Raw genomic sequence first — 13,565 nt, forward strand, 5'->3', positions numbered from 1 at the left:
ATCGGCGATGAGAATTGCGCTCGCGATCTTTCTCTTCGGATGCCTTGGATTCTTCGCGTGGGCATTCCTGTTCTACAGGTAGCGATCCAGACCGCCCGGCGGACCGTCGATCTGGACACCCCGTCTTCCGGACCGGAGACCCGGACCGGAGCCTGACCGGAAGCCCGGACGGATGCCGGGGCGTCAGGAGCCGGCGGCGCGCGGCGGCGCGACCGATGCGCGCTCGATGAGCCGCGTGTCGAGGGTGTGCACGCGCACGGCATCCGACTTCCCGTCGATCAACTCGAAGAGCGCCTCCGCGGCCCGCGCGCCGAGCGCGAGCATCGGCTGCTCGATCATCGTCAGCGGCGGCTCCATCACCGCAGCCCACGAGCTGTCGTCGAAGCCGATCAGCGACACGTCGCGCCCCACCCGCAGGCCCGCGTTCCGGATCGCCCGGAGGGCGCCGGTCACGGCATCCGTCTCCGTGCAGAACAGCGCCGTCGGCGGGTCGGCGAGCGCGAGCATCCGCCCGACCTCGGCCTCTGCACGGTCCTCGTTCTTCAGTCCGACCATCACGAGTTCCGGATCGAACGCGATGCCCTCGTCGTCCAGCGCGTCGAGGTAGCCCTGCAGACGATCGCCGTCGGTGGAGAGGTTGCCGGCGCCGACGTCGACGAAGTCCCGGCGGCGTGCGGGCCGCTCCGCGACCGGCGGCCCCCACACGAACCCGATCCGGCGATGCCCCTCGGCGATCAGCCGGGCGACCGCGTCGCGGGATGCCGTGCGGTTGTCGATCACGACGGCGTCGAGGTGGAGTCCCGGAATCACCCGGTCCACCAGGATCACGGGGATGCCGCGGGAGCGCGCCTGGAGGATGTGCTCGGCGGATGCCGGGTCGAGGGCAGCCGAGGCGATGATCATGCCGTCCACGCGCTTGTCCACCAGCACGTCGGTCGCGGCGACCTCCTCGGCGAGCTTCTCGTAGGTGCTGAGCACCAGCGCGTCGACCCCGCGAGGGCGCGCCGCGTCGGAGATGCCGCGCACGACGCCGCCGAAGAACGGGTTCGCGATGTCGGCTACGATCACGCCGATCGTGTGGGTGACCCCGGTCGACATGCTGCGGGCCAGCGCGTTGGCGCGGTAGCCGATGCGCGCGGCCGCCTCGAGCACTCGCTCGCGCAGCTCGGGGCTGACGTAGCCGTAGCCGCCGAGCGTGCGTGCGGCCGTGGCCCTGCCGACTCCGGCTTCAGCGGCCACCTCCGAGATGGTGGGCGGCGCGGCACGCTCGTTCGTCACCCGCTTCGCCCCTTTCGATCGGCTCACCTCATGCTAGCCGCGGCGGGGGTCCGCCGCCCGCGGCCGAACGCCCCCTCGACGAGGCACTGGTCGCGAGCGGCATCCGCTCCGGCCTCGAGGGCGCGCCCCAGCGCCGTCGCCTCCGGCCGATGAGAGCGACGCCAGCCGTCGCCGTGCAGCGACACGAGGAATCCCGCGACGAACGCGTCGCCGCATCCCATCGTGTCGACCAGGCGCTCCTCGCCGCCGAGCAGGCGCGCCGGTGCGGCGATCCGGTTCCGGCCGTCGGCGACGACCGCGCCATCGACGCCGCGCGTACCCAGGGCGAGACCGGCGCCGCGCCGCACGGCATCCTCGAGCAGTGTGAACGAGGCCTCCTCGTCGAGGTGGGCGCAGGAGAGCAGCACGACGTCGGCGAACGGCGCGATCCGGTCGAGGTACGCCGGGGCGCGGTACTCCGGCTCGCTCGACAGGTCGAAGCTGACGAGCACGCCGGTCTCGCGCAGCCGAGGCAGCTGGGACTCGACGCCGGAGTAGACGCTCGAGTGCACGACGTCGAAGGATGCCGCATACTCGGCACGTCCGTCGTCGAGGTCGATCGGCTCGCGCACGGTGACACCGCCGCCGTTCCAGCCGAGGAAGGTGCGGTCGCCGTCGACGACCTGCAGGGAGGAGACCCCCGACTCCCCCCTGCGGACGAGGCTGCGCGACGTGGGCACGCCGGCGTCCTCGATCGACGCCCGCAGGAACGACCCTGCGTCGTCGTCGCCGAACACCCCGAGATACTCGGCGTGCGCACCGTGGCGGTGCGCATAGACGGCGACGTTGACGGCGTTCCCACCCGGGTAGTCGATGCCACGGTCGAGGAAGCGGTCGATGATGTTGTCGCCGAAGCCGAGTACTCGCATGGTCCGTTCCGCCTGCTTCAGTACGCCATGACGCGGTAGTAGCGGCGCAGGTCGAGCGAGTGGTCGCGCACGCGCTCGAGGTGCTTGCTGACCCGGCCCATCACGGTATCGAGGACGATCGGTGCGATGAGCGCACGGTTCTCGGCGCTGAAGCCCTCGAGGGCGTACTCGCGGGTGTCGAAGACGGTGACGTCGTTCGTGATCCGCTTCGCGAAGGCCTCGGCGCGATCGGTCAGCGGACGCGTGCGGTCCTCGCCCTGGAAGACGAGCACCGCCGTGTCCTCCTCGAGCAGCTCGAGCGAGCCGTGGAAGAACTCCGCGCTGTGCACGCGGGTGGTGCGCAGCCACTGCATCTCCTCGAGGATGCACATCGAGTACAGGTAGGTGAAGCCCCACAGCGGCCCGCCGCCGATGAGGAAGTAGTAGTCGGTGTCCTTGTGCGCCTCGGCGAAGGATGCTGCCGCCGGCTCGGCCTGCTCGGCGACGGCGACGAGCGCGTCGGGGAGGTTCACGAGCTCGTCGGCCAGGGAGGCGTAACCGTCGAACTCGCCGCGGCGCTCGAGGAGGCGCCCGACGAGAAGGAGCAGCTGCATGTCGAACGGCCAGGTCTTCGGCTCGGAGACGAGCGCGTGGTCGACTCCGAGGGCGATCGGCGAGTCGGCGTGCCCGGTGAACGCGATCGTCGTGGCGCCGGCGTCGCGCACGTACTCGATCGCGGCGAGGACGTCTTCCGTGGTGCCGGAGACCGAGGTGAAGACGGCGGCGGTGGTCTTGCCGAGCAGGGCATCGCCGGCGACCACGAGCTCGGCGGCGATGACGGCGCGCACCGGAAGCGTCGAGCGCTCGCGAGCGAAGAGCTCATACGGCCACGCCTGCGCGTAGGTGCCGCCGGATCCGACGAGCAGGACGTTGTCGATGCCCTGGGCGAGCAGCTCGTCGACGAGCTTCTCGATCTGGGGGCGGAGCGCGACGGCACTGGCCGTCTGCGCACGGAAGGCGGTTTCGTCGAAGCCGAGCATCAGAGGAGTTCCTTTCCAGCGCGGGTCGGCGGTGAAGCCTTCCGCAGCGAGGTTATGGTACCGGTATCAGGTGGCAGTCATGCTGGCACAGATCCTGTCATGCGGTCAACAATCCGTGCAAGATTCGAGCTTTTCCAGAAAGCGCGGACCCATTCCGAGATTGGGGGTGGTACCGGTATCAGCTTTTGGCTACACTCGCCATCCAGGCACCGAAATCCAATGGCGGATCGGTCGCCGCCCGAAGGCGGCCTCGATCGCCCCCGAAGAGAGGCAAGACATGCGCACTCCACGCACCCTCGCAGTCGTGGCCGCGGCGGCGACCGCACTGACCCTCGCGAGCTGCGCGAGCACCCCGACCGCGCCCGCGGCCGACATCTCGGCCGACCCCGAGTACTCGGGCGAGCTCAGCATCCTCACCAAGTTCGGGGGCGACCCGCTCGACGCGTACTTCGAGGATCTGGCCGCCGAGTACGAGGAGCTCCACCCCGAGGTGAAGATCGAGCTCATCCAGGAGACCGACCAGTCCATCAAGGACAAGACGAAGACGCTCACCGCATCCCAGGCGCTCCCGGACATCTTCTTCACCTGGACCGGCAACTGGGCGGAGAACTTCGTGCGCGGCGGCATCGCGGCCGACCTCACCGAGGTGATCGCCCCCGGCACCGAATGGGGCGACACGTTCGGCGAAGGCTCCCTGTCCGCCTTCGAGTACGACGGCAGGTACTACGGCATCCCGCTGTACAACAACGGCAAGTTCATGGGCTACAGCAAGGCCGCGTTCGCCGCCGCCGGTATCGAGGTCCCCACCACCTTCGACGAGCTCATCGAGTCCTGCGGTCCGCTGCGGGATGCAGGATACGAGCCGATCGCCTTCGGCAACAAGGACGGCTGGCCGGCCCTGCACTACCTGCAGCAGCTGTTCGCCTACAACGTCCCCTCGGACGTCCTGCACGCCGACTTCGACCCCGAGACCGCCACCTGGGACGACCCCGGCTACGTCACGGCACTGGAGCAGTTCAGCGAGCTGGTGACCACCTGCACCGACTCCGGCAAGGGCACCAACGGCGTGCTGTACACGACGGCGCAGGAGGCCCTCGCCGGCGGCCGCGCCGCGATGTACTACCAGGAGGTGCTCGAGTTCGACTCGATCACCGTCGACGGCGCGAAGGTCACCGCTGACGACTTCGGCATCTTCCAGCTGCCCGCCGGCGCCGGCGCCGAGGGAGACCCGGCGGCGATCGAGGGGTCCCCCGAGGGCTACCTCATCAACGCCAAGTCGCCGCAGGCGGCGCTCGCGGTCGACTTCATGAAGTTCGCCACCTCGACGGAGCACGCGCAGACGCTCTCCGCCCCGCCCTACGGCACGCCGAGCGCGGTCGTCGGCGCCGTCACGGAGGACACCTCGAGCAAGGCGGTCTTCGAGGGCATCACGAAGGTCAACGAGGCGTCCCAGCTCGTGGTGTGGCTCGACACCGTCACCGTTCCGGAGGTCGCCGACGCCTGGCTCGCCGGCGGAGAGGCCCTGATCAGCGGCAGTGCCACCCCCGAGGAAGTGCTCGAGAGTGTTCGCGCAGCGAACGACGACGCGAAGTGAGGCGCGGTCGGGGGCGGGCTATCGCCTGCCCCCGACCGTGACCGAGGCGGTCGTCACCACCCCGGGCGGGCGGCGGCCCGTCCCACGTCCCGGCCGCTCGCGCCTCAGCCGGATCGCCGGCCTGGCCTGGGTGCTGCCGGCGCTCGTCGTCCTCGGCGTGTTCGTCTACCTGCCGCTCGTGCAGAACTTCGTGTTCTCCACGCAGGAGTCGGACATCTACACCGGCACGCAGGAGTTCGTCGGGCTCGAGAACTACGAGAAGCTGCTCGGCGATCCGATCTTCTGGTCGGCGCTCGGCAACAACGTCCTCTACGCGGTGCTGTCGATCGTCTTCCAGGTCGGCGGCGCGCTGATCCTCGCCGCACTGATCGAGAGCCTGCGCAGCTCGCGCTGGCGCAAGGCGCTGCGCGCGATCTACTTCATCCCCTCGGCGATCTCGCTGACCGTCGCAGGCCTGCTGTTCTACTTCATCTACGAGCCGAAGCTCGGCATGCTGAACCATGCCCTGAGCGCGATCGGACTCGGCGACCTCGCCCAGCCGTGGCTCGGCCAGGAGTCCACGGCGATGGTGTCGATCATCGCGATGAGCCAGTGGCAGGGCTTCGGCTACTCGACCCTGCTGTTCGCCGTCGCCATCCAGCGCATCCCCGCCGAGCTGTACGAGGCGGCGAGCCTCGACGGCATCGGGGCGTTCGGGCGCTTCTTCCACATCACCATCCCTCTCGTGCGGGAGATGACGGGTCTCATGATGATCGTCACGATGTCCGGGGCCTTCCAGGTGTTCAACGAGGTCATGGTGATGACCTCGGGTGGCCCGAACAACTCCACGCAGGTCCTCGCCACGTGGCTGTACCGCAGCGGATTCGTCCGCAACGACTTCGGCTACGCCGCCGCCATCGCGACCGTGCTGTTCATCGTGACGATGCTCATCGCGCTCGCCCAGCTCTGGTACACCCGTCGCAGAAGAGTGGAGTTCTGATGAACCGCATCGGATTCGTCGGCGCCGTCGGGCGCATCTTCGTCTGGTCCTTCCTGATCGGCCTCGTCCTGGTCGTTCTCTACCCGCTGCTCTGGATGGTGCTGAACGGCTTCAAGACCAACGCCGAGCTGTTCGGCAACCCGTTCGCCCTCCCCCTGCAGTTCGGGTGGCAGAACTACGTCGACGCCTGGAACCGCGGCGTCAGCGACTACCTCACCGCGAGCATCCTGGTCACCATCACGTCGACCGTAACGACGGTGTTCATCAGCGCATGGGCGGCCTACGGCCTGACCAGGGTGCGGATGCCGTTCGGACGGACGATCTCCGGCATCATCCTCGGCGGGCTCATGCTCGCGCCGGCCGTCGCCCTCGTCCCGCTGGTGCGGATGTTCCAGGCGATGGGGCTGTACAACACCTTCTGGGCCCTGCTCATCCTGTATACCGCGTTCCGGATCCCGTTCACGACCTTCCTCATCCGCTCGTACATGATCGACCTGCCGCGCGAGGTCGACGAAGCGGCCGAGGTCGACGGCGCGAGCCGGTGGACGACGTTCTGGCGGATCATCCTGCCGATGTGCCGGCCGATCATCATCTCGACGATCCTGCTCCACGTGCTGTTCGCCTGGAACGAGTACCTGTTCGCGATGGTGTTCACCAGCGGCACGACGATCCAGACGCTGCCGGTCGGCCTCACCAGCCTGATGAGCAAGCACGGCACCGACTACCCGGTGGTGTTCGCCGGCATGGCGGTCGCGGCCCTGCCCGTCATCGTGCTGTTCTTCGTCAGCCAGCGGCACTTCGTGAAGGGACTCGCCGAGGGCATGGGCAAGTGAGCGTCCCGCCCCTCATCGACCGGGTCACCGGCTCGAACTTCTCCTACCAGCACCACGCGCTGGAGAGCTGCTTCGACGACCTGGCCGCGCTCGGGCGGACGGACGTGGAGCTGTGGGGCGTCGCCCCGCACGCGCACGTGCCGTGGATGACGGATGCCGAGGCCCGCGGCATCCGTCGCTCGGCCGCCGCCCGCGGCCTGTCGGTCGCCTGCTTCACACCCGAGCAGGTGGCGTACCCGGTGAACGTCGCGTCGCCGGATGCTCGGCTGCGCGCCGCGAGCGTCGCGATGTTCCGGCGTGCGGCGGAGCTCGCAGCCGAGCTGGGAGCCGGGATGCTGTTCCTCACTGCGGGACGCGGCGGCGAAGACGAGCCGCGGTCCGCGGCCTGGACGCGGGCGGTGGATGCCGTCGGCGAGATCGCCGCGTACGCCGGCCGCCTCGGCCTGACATGCGTGCTGGAGCCGCTGCAGCGCGTCGAGTCGAACCTCGTGACCACGGCGGCCGACGCCCAGCGGATGCTCGACGAGATCGCCGCGCCGAACCTCGGCGTCGCTCTCGACACGGTGGCGGCGTACGCAGCCGGCGACACGGTCGACGCGTACTTCGCGGCGCTCGGCGACCGGGTGCGGCACGTGCACCTGATCGACGGGACGCCGACCGGGCACCTCGCCTGGGGCGACGGCATCCTTCCGCTCAGCGAGATCGTGTCCGCATTCGCCCGCAACGGCTACGCGGGACTCGCGACTGTCGAGCTGTTCGGCGACGGCACCTATGCGCTCGACCCGCGCCCCGCGCTCGAGCGCTCGCTCGCCGCGATCGCCGCCGCCTGACCCGCCCCGACGCGCTGAGCTCCCGTATGAGTTCTTGTCGCTTTTCCGGGCGGAAAGCCACAAGAACTCATACGGGAGCGGGGTGTGTGCGGCTACTGCGTGACGGGGGCCCAGGCGCCGATGCCGACCTCGCCGAGCTCGGCGCCGGCCTCGAAGCGGTCGAGGCGGAACGCGTCCAGCACGGGAGACGGGCGTCCGGTGAGGATCTCCTCGGCGACGAGCTCGCCGAGGATCAGGCCGAGAGTGGCGCCCGAGTGCGTGAACAGCGTGTACAGCCCGTCGATCGCGGAGACCGCGCCGACGACCGGCTCGCCGTCGCCGGGGATCGGCTTGAGACCTGCGGCGACCCGCGCCGCAGTCAGCACAGGATGCCCGGCGAGCACGCGCGACCCCTCGTCGAGCAGACCCTGCACCGAGGCGTCCGGCACGGTGAGCGAACCGTCGGACTCGACCACGATCGACTTCTCCGCCCAGTCGGCGTCGAGCACGAGCCGCCCGTCGGGCATGGGGCGCACGGCCACCCGCGGGGTGTTCAGCACCGTGCGCACGCGCGGCTCGACCGGCTCTGTGATCACGACGAAGGCCGCGGGAGTGGCGTCCGGCACCTTCACGCCGAGCGCCTCGAGCTGAACCGGAACCTGCCCTCCGGTCGCGAGCACGACACGATCGGCCGCGAGGCGCGTGCCGTCGCCGAGGACGACCCCGACGGCCCTGCCGTCCTGCACGTCGACGCGCACGTCTCCCGCGTCCTCGATCAGCTCGGCGCCGTCGGCTGCGGCCTCGGAGAGGAGCGCGGCGATGAGGTCGGGCAGGTTCACCCAGCCCTCACCCCGGTTGTAGATGGCGCCCTCCTCCGCGACGGCCTCGGCCGCGACATCCGGCGTCAATGCCGCCACCTGCTCACGCGAGAGCCAGAGCGAGTCGTACCCGCCGTCCCGCTCGTACGCGAACGTCTCGCGGAAGCTCTCGTCCTCGCCGCCCCACTTCAGCGCGCCGTCGAAGCGGAGGTAGCTCGCGCTCTCCGGGTGTCGCTCCCGCCAGGTGCGGTAGCGGTCGATGCCGATGAGGCGCAGGTAGCGGTACTCGGTCGACCGGGCGCCCGAGGAGTTCAGCCAGGCGATCGAGCGACCGGATGCTCCGTCGGCGGGCTTTCCCGCGGTGACGAGCGTCACCCGGGCGCCGCCACGCGCGAGGTGCGCGGCGGTCGAGGTGCCGAGGATGCCGGCGCCGATGACGGCGACGTGAAGAGGCTGCGAGGTGGTCATCGTGGTCCTTCATTCAGATCGGAGGTTTCGGGTCGACGCAGCGGCGTCTCGGCGTGCAGGCGCTCGATGAGCTCGAGCACCGCGACGGAGTCGGCCGGGTCGACGGGGGGCGGGGCGTCCGTGCGGATGCTGTCGGCGAGAGCGCGGTAGAACGCGCCGTAGTCACCGCGGACAGTGGGCAGCGGCTCCAGAGAGCCCTCCACGCCGAACACGCCCCAGTGCTCGGCCGGAGTGTCGCCGTAGTCCTCGTCGGAGGGCGAGGCGCCTGCGGCGAGCGCGGCCTCCTGCCCGTCCAGGCCGTAGGAGGTGTAGCCGCTCTCGGAGCCCAGCACGTGGAATCGCGGGCCGAACTGCGGGGCGAGCGAGTTCATCCACAGGTGCGAGATCGTGCCCGACTCGTGCCGCAGCGCGACGAACGCATCGTCGTCGGCGAGGCCGCCCGGCCGGTTCACGGCGAGTTCGGCGCGGACCTCGGCGATCGAGCCGAACAGCTGCACGGCCTGGTCGATGAGGTGCGTGCCGAGATCGAACAGGATGCCGCCGCCCTGCGCAGCCGTCGCCTCGGCCTTCCAGCTGGCGCGGATCTCGGGCTTGTACCACTCGAACCGCGATTCGAAGCGCCGCACGGCGCCGAGCCGGCCGGACGCGACGAGGTCGCGGATGGTGAGGAAGTCCCCGTCCCAGCGCCGGTTCTGGAACACCGTCAGCCGGCGGCCGAGCCGCTCGGCGTGCGCGATCAGCGCGCGGCCCTCGGCGGACGTCACCGTGAACGGCTTGTCCACGACCACGTCGAGGCCGGCGTCGAGCGCCGCGGTGGCGATGTCCGCATGCGTGGCCGGCGGGGTGCCGATCACGACGAGGTCGAGCTCGGCGGCGCGATCGAGCAGCTCATCGACGGACCCGAGGACGGATGCCGACGGGTACCGCTCCCCCGCGGCTGCCGCCCGCTCAGGGTCACCCGTGACGATCACATCGAGCGAGTACGCCGGGTCCGCGTCGAGGAACGGCGTGTGGAACACCCGACCGGAGACCCCGAAGCCGACGACGGCGGCACGGATCGGCCGCGCGGCGGCATCCGTCGTCACAGCATCCGTCATCACAGGACCTCGGAGAGGAACAGCCGCAGGCGGTCGCTCTGCGGGTCGTCGAAGATCTGCTCGGGGGTGCCGGCTTCGACGACGCGGCCCTCGTCCATGAAGACGACCTGGTCGGCGACCTTGCGGGCGAAGCCCATCTCGTGGGTGACGACGAGCATCGTCATGCCGCGCTGCGCGAGCTCGGCCATGAGGTTCAGGACGCCCTTGACGAGCTCCGGGTCGAGCGCGCTGGTGGCCTCGTCGAAGAGCATGACCTCGGGTTCCATCGCCAGCGCCCTGGCGATCGCGACGCGCTGCTGCTGTCCGCCGGAGAGGTCGCGGGGGCGGTGGTCGGCGCGCTCGGCGAGGCCGACCTCGGTGAGACGGGCGAGGGCGATGCGCTCGGCCTCGCCCTTCGGCATCCGCTTCACGTTGCGCAGCGCGAGCGCCACGTTCTGCAGCGCGGTGTGGTCGGGGAAGAGGTTGAAGTGCTGGAAGACGAGCCCGACCCTGCGGCGCAGCACGTCGGGCTTCAGGGTGAGCGCGTCGTCGTCGGCGAGCTGCACCCGCCCCGCCTTCGGCTCGTGCAGGCGGTTCACGCCGCGCAGAAGCGTGGACTTGCCGGAGCCGGACGGGCCGATGATGCAGGTCGTGGTGCCGGGCTCGACGGTGATCGAGACGCCCTTGATGACGTCGATGTCGCCGTACGCCATGGCGAGGTCCTCGATCTGGAGGCGGGACCCCTCGTAGAAGCGGCCCTCGGTGACGGGCTGGGGCGAGGTGTAGGTCATGTGTTCTCTCCACGGGTGTAGACCGGGCTGAGGGACTGCTCGGCGACCTCTTCGAGGCCGCTCTTGGGCGGGGTGGGCTTGCGCCGTCCGGTGCGGAACCGGTTGTCGAAGTAGTTGACCAGGTGCGTCAGCGGCACGGTGATCACGAGGTAGAAGATGCCGGCCATCACCAGGGGCGACAGGTTGCCGGTGAGCACGGCGGCGTCCTGCCCGACGCGGAACAGCTCGCGCTCGGAGACCAGCAGGCCGAGGAAGTACACCAGCGAGGAGTCCTTCACGATCGCGATGAACTGGTTCACCAGCGCAGGAAGGACCCGGCGGATGCCCTGCGGGACCACGACCAGGCGCATGGCGCTGCCGTAGGTCATGCCCAGCGCGCGGCACGCCTCGAGCTGGCCGCGCTCGACGCTCTGGATGCCCGCGCGGAAGATCTCGCCGATGTAGGCGCCCGCGATCAGGCTCAGGGCGAGGATGCCGAGCGGGTACGGCGAGGGGCCGAAGACCTGCCGGCTGATCGAGGCGAAGCCCTGCCCGATGAGGAGGATGGTGAGGATCGCGGGCAGGCCGCGGAAGATGTCGGTGTAGATGCGAGCGGGGACGCGCAGCCACGCGGTGCGGGCCACGCCCATGACCGCGAGGATCATGCCGATCACGATGCCGAGCACGGTGGCGGCGACCGAGATGATCAGCGTGTTCACCAGCCCGGTGCCGAGCAGCTGCGGAAGGACCTTCCACATCGCCTCGAAGTCGAGGAACGTCTTGATGAGCTTGTCGAGCCAGTCCATGGGATCTCCTGTTCGAGGTGCGGGGCCTCGGTCGGCCGAGGGCCCGCACCGACGAGGCGATTACTCGCCGTCGCCCTCGCCCTGCTCGTCGCTGGGCAGGTACTGGTCGGGCATCGGGGAGCCCGGGAACCACTTCTCGTAGAGCTCCTTCCAGGTGCCGTCCTCCATCGCGGCGTGCAGGGCCTCGTTCAGTGCGTCCTTGAACTCGTCCTTGCCCTTCGCGATCGCGAAGCCTGCCGGCGCGTCGAACGACGGGATGTCGATCGCGTTCTCGAGGCCGTACTGCGCGGCGTACTCCTTGGCCGCCTCGTAGTCGAGGAAGTGCGCGTCGATCGAGCCGCTGTTGACGGCCGAGATCGCCGAGTTGTTGTCCGGGAAGCGGACCAGCTCGGTGTCGGTGAAGTTCTTCACCGCGTACGCCTCCTGCAGGGTGCCCTGCACGACGCCGAGGCGCTTGCCGGCGAGGCTGTCCTCGTCGGTGATGTCGCTCTCGGGGCTCGCCATCACGGTGAGGTAGCCGGCGAGGTAGCCGTCGGAGAAGTCGACGGTCTCCTTGCGCTCCTCGGTGATGCCGATCGCGGCGACGCCGACGTCGAACTGGCCGTTGGCGACGGCGGCGAGCAGGCCGGAGAAGTCCTGGCCGGTGAAGACGACCTTCTCGATGCCGATGCGGTTCGCCACATCGGTGAACAGCTCGACGTCGAAGCCGGTGAACTCGCCCGACTCGTCGGTGAACGTGTACGGCTTGGCGTCGCCGAGGCTGGCCACGCGGATCTCACCGGGGGTGATCAGGCCGTACGGGTTGTCGGTCGGCTCGTCGCCGGAGTCGCCGCCGTTCGACGCGGACGGCGAGCACGCGGCGAGCGCGATCGCGGCGGTGGCTACGACGGCGGCGATGGCCGTGCGGCGGAGTGTGGAGCGGATGCTCATGGTGTTCCTCTCTGAACTGCTGGTGCAAGGGTGCGGGTAGGGCGACTGTGGTTGAGACCGGTCTCAACGTGCTAGATTGAGACCGGTCTCAATTCGTTTCATCGGACGATACACGTCTCCGGACGCGACGTCAACCGATAGGTTCGAATCTGCGATCCTCCGCATCAGCGGAGACACCGAAGGGGGTGACATGACCGAGACCGGCATCGGCCGCCGAGAGGCGACCGTCAGCGACGTCGCTCGGCTCGCCCGCGTGTCCAAGGCCACGGCGGCACGGGCGCTCGGCGACTACGGCGCCGTCAGCGACGGCGTGCGCGACCGCGTGCAGAAGGCCGCCGACGAGCTCGGCTACCGCCCGAATGCGCTCGCCCGCACGATGAGCACGGGCCGGTCGCACACGCTCGGCATCGTCATCGGCGACATCGAGAACCCGTTCTTCGCCAAGGCCACCCGCGGCGCCGCGGACGTGGCCGCCGAGGCAGGGTACGACCTCATCCTCTCCAACTCCGACGAGGAGCTGGCCGCGGAGGCGAAGGCCGTCGCCGTGCAGCTCGCGAAGCGCGTGGACGGCCTCCTGATCGCCCCGGCCTCCTCCCTCGCCCCGGGCAACCTGCAGTCCGTGCTCGACGCCCGCCGCCCGCTGGTGCTGTTCGACCGCACCGTCCCCGGCGTCGAGGTCGACGCCGTCATCACCGACAACCGCGCCGGCGCTCGGCAGCTGACCGAGCTGCTGCTGAAGGCCGGGCACCGGCGCATCGCCTTCATCTCGACGCTCGCACACGAGGGCGGGTTCCGCGCCGGCGAGGTCCTCTCCTCCTCCGCCGTCGGCGACCGCGTCCTCGGCTTCCTCGAGACGCTGACTGAAGCGGGGGTTCCGCACCCGGAGTCCTTCGTACACCTGAACGCGCGGCGCGACGGCGTCGAGGTGCTCGCCGCACGCCTGCTGGGCGGCGCCGATCCCGTCACCGCGATCATCGCCTCCGACAGCCTCATCGCCCTGGCCGCCTTCCGCGCGGCCAGGGAGCGCTCGGTGTCGATCCCCGATCAGCTCTCCCTCGTCGGCTTCGACGACGCCGACTGGATGAGCCTTACCACCCCGGGCATCACGGTGGTCGAGCAGCCGATCCACGAGATCGGCGCACAGGCGACGCGGATGCTGCTGCGCCGCATCGCCGGCGACGCCCGCCCGCCCGAGACCACCCTGCTCGCCCAGCGCCTGGTGGAGCGGGGCTCGGTGGCCGCACCCGCACGCTGACCCGCGGCATCCGCCGTCGACA

Annotated in this window: 13 protein-coding genes; 5 read left to right on the forward strand and 8 right to left on the reverse strand. The window is 70.0% G+C overall.

Annotated elements, in window-relative coordinates:
* Positions 1-183 precede the first annotated feature (183 nt).
* From G6G98_RS07125 to G6G98_RS07135, 3 genes are all read right to left on the reverse strand, one after another.
* Complete coding sequence (locus G6G98_RS07125; RefSeq protein WP_243842031.1) at positions 184-1,239, reverse strand: LacI family DNA-binding transcriptional regulator; 1,056 nt, start codon at positions 1,237-1,239, stop codon at positions 184-186.
* Positions 1,240-1,301: 62 nt separating this feature from the next.
* Positions 1,302-2,186 carry a PfkB family carbohydrate kinase gene (locus G6G98_RS07130; protein ID WP_067349304.1) on the reverse strand — a complete coding sequence of 295 codons (885 nt, stop codon included), beginning with the start codon at positions 2,184-2,186 and terminating at the stop codon, positions 1,302-1,304.
* A 17-nt stretch (positions 2,187-2,203) separates the two neighbouring features.
* Positions 2,204-3,205: an SIS domain-containing protein gene (locus G6G98_RS07135; protein ID WP_067349301.1), complete on the reverse strand. Its 1,002-nt coding sequence runs from the start codon at positions 3,203-3,205 to the stop codon at positions 2,204-2,206.
* 277 nt (positions 3,206-3,482) lie between these two features.
* Between G6G98_RS07135 and G6G98_RS07140 the strand changes: the two genes are divergently transcribed.
* From G6G98_RS07140 to G6G98_RS07155, 4 genes are read left to right on the forward strand one after another with little or no spacing between them, the layout of a single operon-like run.
* Positions 3,483-4,799: an ABC transporter substrate-binding protein gene (locus G6G98_RS07140; protein ID WP_164232923.1), complete on the forward strand. Its 1,317-nt coding sequence runs from the start codon at positions 3,483-3,485 to the stop codon at positions 4,797-4,799.
* A gap of 37 nt (positions 4,800-4,836) precedes the next feature.
* Positions 4,837-5,778: a carbohydrate ABC transporter permease gene (locus G6G98_RS07145; RefSeq protein ID WP_243842032.1), complete on the forward strand. Its 942-nt coding sequence runs from the start codon at positions 4,837-4,839 to the stop codon at positions 5,776-5,778.
* A complete protein-coding gene (locus G6G98_RS07150) occupies positions 5,778-6,611 on the forward strand; it encodes a carbohydrate ABC transporter permease (RefSeq protein WP_164232921.1) in 834 nt (277 codons plus the stop codon). The genes G6G98_RS07145 and G6G98_RS07150 overlap by 1 nt, the downstream gene beginning before the upstream one ends.
* Positions 6,608-7,441 (forward strand): TIM barrel protein, encoded by an 834-nt coding sequence (locus tag G6G98_RS07155; RefSeq protein ID WP_164232919.1) that lies wholly within the window; start codon positions 6,608-6,610, stop codon positions 7,439-7,441. The genes G6G98_RS07150 and G6G98_RS07155 overlap by 4 nt, the downstream gene beginning before the upstream one ends.
* 92 nt (positions 7,442-7,533) lie before the next feature.
* Here G6G98_RS07155 and G6G98_RS07160 read toward each other — a convergent pair whose 3' ends face one another.
* Genes G6G98_RS07160 through G6G98_RS07180 form a run of 5 tightly spaced genes read right to left on the reverse strand, consistent with a single transcriptional unit; the run spans position 7,534 to position 12,288 of the window.
* Positions 7,534-8,706: an NAD(P)/FAD-dependent oxidoreductase gene (locus tag G6G98_RS07160; RefSeq protein ID WP_164232917.1), complete on the reverse strand. Its 1,173-nt coding sequence runs from the start codon at positions 8,704-8,706 to the stop codon at positions 7,534-7,536.
* Positions 8,703-9,803 carry a Gfo/Idh/MocA family protein gene (locus G6G98_RS07165; RefSeq protein WP_164232915.1) on the reverse strand — a complete coding sequence of 367 codons (1,101 nt, stop codon included), beginning with the start codon at positions 9,801-9,803 and terminating at the stop codon, positions 8,703-8,705. The genes G6G98_RS07160 and G6G98_RS07165 overlap by 4 nt, the downstream gene beginning before the upstream one ends.
* Positions 9,803-10,573 (reverse strand): amino acid ABC transporter ATP-binding protein, encoded by a 771-nt coding sequence (locus G6G98_RS07170; RefSeq protein ID WP_164232913.1) that lies wholly within the window; start codon positions 10,571-10,573, stop codon positions 9,803-9,805. Before G6G98_RS07170 ends, G6G98_RS07165 begins: the two co-directional genes overlap by 1 nt.
* Positions 10,570-11,358 carry an amino acid ABC transporter permease gene (locus tag G6G98_RS07175; RefSeq protein ID WP_067349279.1) on the reverse strand — a complete coding sequence of 263 codons (789 nt, stop codon included), beginning with the start codon at positions 11,356-11,358 and terminating at the stop codon, positions 10,570-10,572. Before G6G98_RS07175 ends, G6G98_RS07170 begins: the two co-directional genes overlap by 4 nt.
* A 60-nt stretch (positions 11,359-11,418) precedes the next feature.
* Complete coding sequence (locus G6G98_RS07180; protein WP_067349275.1) at positions 11,419-12,288, reverse strand: ABC transporter substrate-binding protein; 870 nt, start codon at positions 12,286-12,288, stop codon at positions 11,419-11,421.
* Between the two features lie 190 nt (positions 12,289-12,478).
* On the opposite strand from G6G98_RS07180, the gene G6G98_RS07185 reads away from it, so the two are divergent.
* Positions 12,479-13,543: a LacI family DNA-binding transcriptional regulator gene (locus G6G98_RS07185; RefSeq protein WP_067349272.1), complete on the forward strand. Its 1,065-nt coding sequence runs from the start codon at positions 12,479-12,481 to the stop codon at positions 13,541-13,543.
* Positions 13,544-13,565 lie beyond the last annotated feature (22 nt).

The sequence above is a fragment of the Microbacterium hydrocarbonoxydans genome (assembly GCF_011752045.1).
Lineage (GTDB): Bacteria > Actinomycetota > Actinomycetes > Actinomycetales > Microbacteriaceae > Microbacterium.

What these genes read in the sequence shown, in the direction of transcription:
- G6G98_RS07140 (WP_164232923.1), top strand. Translation starts at nt 3,483, where the DNA reads ATGCGCACTCCACGCACCCTCGCAGTCGTGGCCGCGGCGGCGACCGCA.
- G6G98_RS07150 (WP_164232921.1), top strand. Translation starts at nt 5,778, where the DNA reads ATGAACCGCATCGGATTCGTCGGCGCCGTCGGGCGCATCTTCGTCTGG.
- G6G98_RS07160 (WP_164232917.1), bottom strand. Translation starts at nt 8,706, where the DNA reads ATGACCACCTCGCAGCCTCTTCACGTCGCCGTCATCGGCGCCGGCATC.
- G6G98_RS07130 (WP_067349304.1), bottom strand. Translation starts at nt 2,186, where the DNA reads ATGCGAGTACTCGGCTTCGGCGACAACATCATCGACCGCTTCCTCGAC.
- G6G98_RS07175 (WP_067349279.1), bottom strand. Translation starts at nt 11,358, where the DNA reads ATGGACTGGCTCGACAAGCTCATCAAGACGTTCCTCGACTTCGAGGCG.
- G6G98_RS07180 (WP_067349275.1), bottom strand. Translation starts at nt 12,288, where the DNA reads ATGAGCATCCGCTCCACACTCCGCCGCACGGCCATCGCCGCCGTCGTA.
- G6G98_RS07135 (WP_067349301.1), bottom strand. Translation starts at nt 3,205, where the DNA reads ATGCTCGGCTTCGACGAAACCGCCTTCCGTGCGCAGACGGCCAGTGCC.
- G6G98_RS07185 (WP_067349272.1), top strand. Translation starts at nt 12,479, where the DNA reads ATGACCGAGACCGGCATCGGCCGCCGAGAGGCGACCGTCAGCGACGTC.
- G6G98_RS07170 (WP_164232913.1), bottom strand. Translation starts at nt 10,573, where the DNA reads ATGACCTACACCTCGCCCCAGCCCGTCACCGAGGGCCGCTTCTACGAG.
- G6G98_RS07165 (WP_164232915.1), bottom strand. Translation starts at nt 9,803, where the DNA reads ATGACGGATGCTGTGACGACGGATGCCGCCGCGCGGCCGATCCGTGCC.